Genomic DNA, 3,413 nt, shown 5'->3' on the forward strand with positions numbered 1-3,413 from the left:
AGACTATGCGGCCGGTGAGCGGCGGGCTCGTGATCCCGGCCGGCGGCAAGGTCGCACTGAAGCCGGGTGGCTATCACCTGATGTTCATCGGCCTGAAGCGACAGCCCAAGCAGGGCGAGAAATTCCCTGCCACGCTGACCTTCGAGAAGGCCGGCAGCGTCAAAGTCGAGTTCGCCGTCGAGGGCATGGGCGAGATGGGCAGCATGGACGATCACGCCGAGTGATCATTTCGAAATTAGAGGGACAATTCATGAAGAAGTATCTTTTGGCGGTGGGCGCGGTTCTGGCGCTCGGAACAAACGCCGCGCTTGCGCACATCACGCTCGAAACCCAGGAAGCGGCCGTCGGCTCGACCTATAAGGCCGTCCTGCGCGTGCCGCATGGCTGCGAGGGCAAGGCGACGACCGCGGTGCGCGTGCAGATTCCGGAAGGCGTCATTTCGGTCAAGCCGATGCCAAAGCCCGGCTGGACGCTGCAGACCAAGAAAGGCCGATACGAGAAATCCTACCAGCTCCATGGCGAGACGCTGACCACCGGCGTCAAGGAAGTCGACTGGAGCGGCGGCAACCTGCCGGACGAATTCTATGACGAGTTCATTTTCCGTGCTTCGCTCGCCGCCGATCTTCCGGCCGGCCAGATGCTCTATTTCCCAGTGGTCCAGGAATGCGGCGATGCCGCCGATCGCTGGATCGAGATTCCGGCGGCAGGACAGGATGAGGATGCACTGGAAAATCCGGCGCCCGGCATCAAATTGCTGCCGAAGAAATGATCTCTCGATGGCGCGTCCCATTCGGGCGCGCCGTCCCTTCTCGAAAGACCGCATGAACGCAGCAACTTTCCCAATCCGCCTGAAGGGCATGCGCATCGGGCCAGTCGCCAGCGGCCTGTTCGCGGCTTTCGTACTCGTGCTGCTGCTGGTGCTACCCGGCCGCGCCCTCGCGCATGCGGCCTTGGTCGCGGCCGATCCGCCCGATGGCGCGGTGCTGTCGCAGAGTCCCGCGCGATTCTCGCTGACCTTCAGCGAGCCGGTTTCGCCCCTGGTGCTCACTCTGGTGCGGCCGGACGGCACGCAACTTTCGCTGACCTCCTTCCGGCTCAACGATCAGACCGTCGAGATCGATAATCCGGAGACGCTCAAATCCGGCACGCATGTGCTGAGCTGGCGGGTGATTTCGGTCGACGGCCATCCGGTCGGCGGCTCGGCGCTGTTTTCCGTCGGCGCGCCAAGTGCTGCGCCGGTAGCGGGCGAAGCCGTCGATTTGTCGCTGCGCACGGCAATCTGGATGGGTAAGCTCCTTCTCTATGCCGGGCTGTTCCTCGGCGCCGGCGGCGCCTTCGCGCTCGCCTGGCTCGCGGGAGACTGTCGCTGGGGCCAGGGTTTCGTTATCGGCGCTCTTCTGTGCGGACTGGCCGCCGCCCCGTTCTCGCTCGGATTTCAGGGGTTGGACGCGCTCGGCGCGCCGCTCGCCCGGTTTGCGGCGCCCATCGTGTGGGAGACCGCGCTTGCCACCAGATTCGGCTGGACGGTGCTTGCCGCCCTGATTGCACTCGGCCTTGCCTTGCTGTCCCTCGCCGGACCGCGCGCTCTTGGCAAGCTGCTTGCGCTCGCCGGGCTCGTCGGTGTGGGCACGGCGCTTGCGGCAAGCGGCCACGCCAGTGCCGCCGAGCCGCAATGGCTGACGCGGCCGCTGGTTTTCCTGCATGGCACAGCCATCGCCTTCTGGAGCGGCGCGCTCGCACCGCTCGGCCTTGCGTTGCGTTGTCAGCCGGCGAAGGCCAAAATCTTCTTGCGCCGGTTTTCGCGCGCGATCCTGCCCGTGGTTGCCGTGCTTGCGATAAGCGGCATCGTGCTGGCGATCATCCAAGTGCGCGAACCGGCAGCGCTGATCAACACCGCCTATGGCCGCCTGCTGCTGCTGAAACTGGCCCTGCTTTTGTTCCTGTTCACCCTTGCCTCCGTGAACCGATGGACGCTGACCGCGCCGGCCGAAACGGGCGACACGGAAGTGCAGCGGCGGCTGGTGCGTTCGATCGGCATCGAGACGCTGATCGTGCTTGCCATCTTCGGCGTCGCCGCCGGCTGGCGCTTCACGCCGCCGCCACGCGCGCTGGCGATCGCCGCAGCGCAGCCGGCCTCGATCCACATCCACACCCTGCAGGGGATGGCCGATCTCAGCATCACGCCCGGCCATGCCGGCCAGGTTGCCGCCTCGATGGTGATCATGACCGGCGATTTCGGCCCGATGGATGCCAAGCAGGTGACCCTGGTGCTGTCGAAGCCGGACTCCGGCATCGAGCCGATCAAGCGGCCGGCGACGAAACGCGGCGACGGCACCTGGCGCGTCGACGATCTCGTCATCCCGCTGCCCGGCCGCTGGAACGCTCGGCTCGACATCCTGGTCTCCGATTTCGAGATGGTGAAGATTGAAGCGCCAATTGATATCAGAGCCGACTGACCTGGGCCGCGACACAATTCGGCGAGGCGGTTGACGCCGTCGCGAAGGCCCGTCAATCATCCGTCCAAAACGCGGCTTCAACAAAAGTTCGAAAGCAGGGAAGAAACGATGGAAAAAGCCGAAATCGGCCTGATCGGCCTTGGTACGATGGGCTCCAACTTGGCACTCAACATCGCCGAGCACGGGCACCGCATCGCCGTCTTCAACCGCACGCCGGCGCGCACCGACGCCTTTGTCGAAAACGCCGGTCCGCTGAAGGACGTGGTCGTGCCCTGCTACAGCCTGGAGGAACTCGCCGCAGCGATCCGGCCGCCTCGGCCGATTATCATCATGGTGCTGGCCGGCAAGCCGGTCGACGAGCAGATCGAGGCTTTGCGCGGGGTGCTCTCCGACAACGACATCGTCATCGATGCCGGGAACGCCAATTTCCGCGACACGATGCGGCGCTTCTCCGAGCTGTCGGGCTCAGATCTGACCTTCATCGGCATGGGCGTGTCGGGCGGCGAGGAGGGCGCGCGCCACGGGCCGTCAATCATGGTCGGGGGCACGGAAGACTCCTGGAAGCGCGTCGAAAAAGTGCTGACGGCGATCTCCGCCAAGTTCAAGGACGAGCCTTGCGCCGCCTGGCTCGGCACCGACGGCGCCGGCCATTTCGTCAAAACCATCCACAACGGCATCGAATATGCCGACATGCAGATGATCGCCGAGATCTACGGCATCCTGCGCGACGGCTTGGGCATGGGCCCGAAGGAGATCGGCAAGGTCTTCGACGGCTGGAACAAGGGTAGGCTCAACTCATACCTCATCGAGATCACCGCCAAGGTTCTCGCAGCCGACGATCCCAAGACCGGCAAGCCGGTGGTCGACGTCATCCTCGACCGCGCCGGCCAGAAGGGCACCGGCAAATGGTCGGTCATCGAAGCGCAGCAGCTCGGCATTCCGGCGACGGCCATCGAG

The 3,413-nt window shown here is 65.0% G+C and carries 4 protein-coding genes; all 4 read left to right on the top strand.

Going from position 1 to position 3,413, the window contains the following annotated elements:
* On the top strand, positions 1 to 224 hold a 224-nt coding region (locus EOA60_RS24760), incomplete at its 5' end, for a copper chaperone PCu(A)C (RefSeq protein WP_128312039.1).
* Between the two features lie 26 nt (positions 225 to 250).
* Positions 251 to 769, top strand: a complete 519-nt coding sequence (locus EOA60_RS24765) for a YcnI family protein (RefSeq protein ID WP_095800591.1) — start codon at positions 251 to 253, stop codon at positions 767 to 769.
* Positions 770 to 821: 52 nt separating this feature from the next.
* On the top strand, positions 822 to 2,456 hold the full coding sequence (locus tag EOA60_RS24770; protein ID WP_127335162.1) for a CopD family protein: 1,635 nt from the start codon (positions 822 to 824) through the stop codon (positions 2,454 to 2,456).
* A 108-nt stretch (positions 2,457 to 2,564) separates the two neighbouring features.
* Positions 2,565 to 3,413: NADP-dependent phosphogluconate dehydrogenase (gndA, locus tag EOA60_RS24775; RefSeq protein WP_128312041.1), on the top strand; the 849-nt coding region annotated here is incomplete at its 3' end.

Source organism: Mesorhizobium sp. M1A.F.Ca.IN.020.06.1.1 (genome assembly GCF_004023265.1).
Lineage (GTDB): Bacteria > Pseudomonadota > Alphaproteobacteria > Rhizobiales > Rhizobiaceae > Mesorhizobium.

Coding starts and splice junctions, on each gene's coding strand:
- EOA60_RS24765 (WP_095800591.1), top strand. CDS start 251: ATGAAGAAGTATCTTTTGGCGGTGGGCGCGGTTCTGGCGCTCGGAACA.
- EOA60_RS24770 (WP_127335162.1), top strand. CDS start 822: ATGAACGCAGCAACTTTCCCAATCCGCCTGAAGGGCATGCGCATCGGG.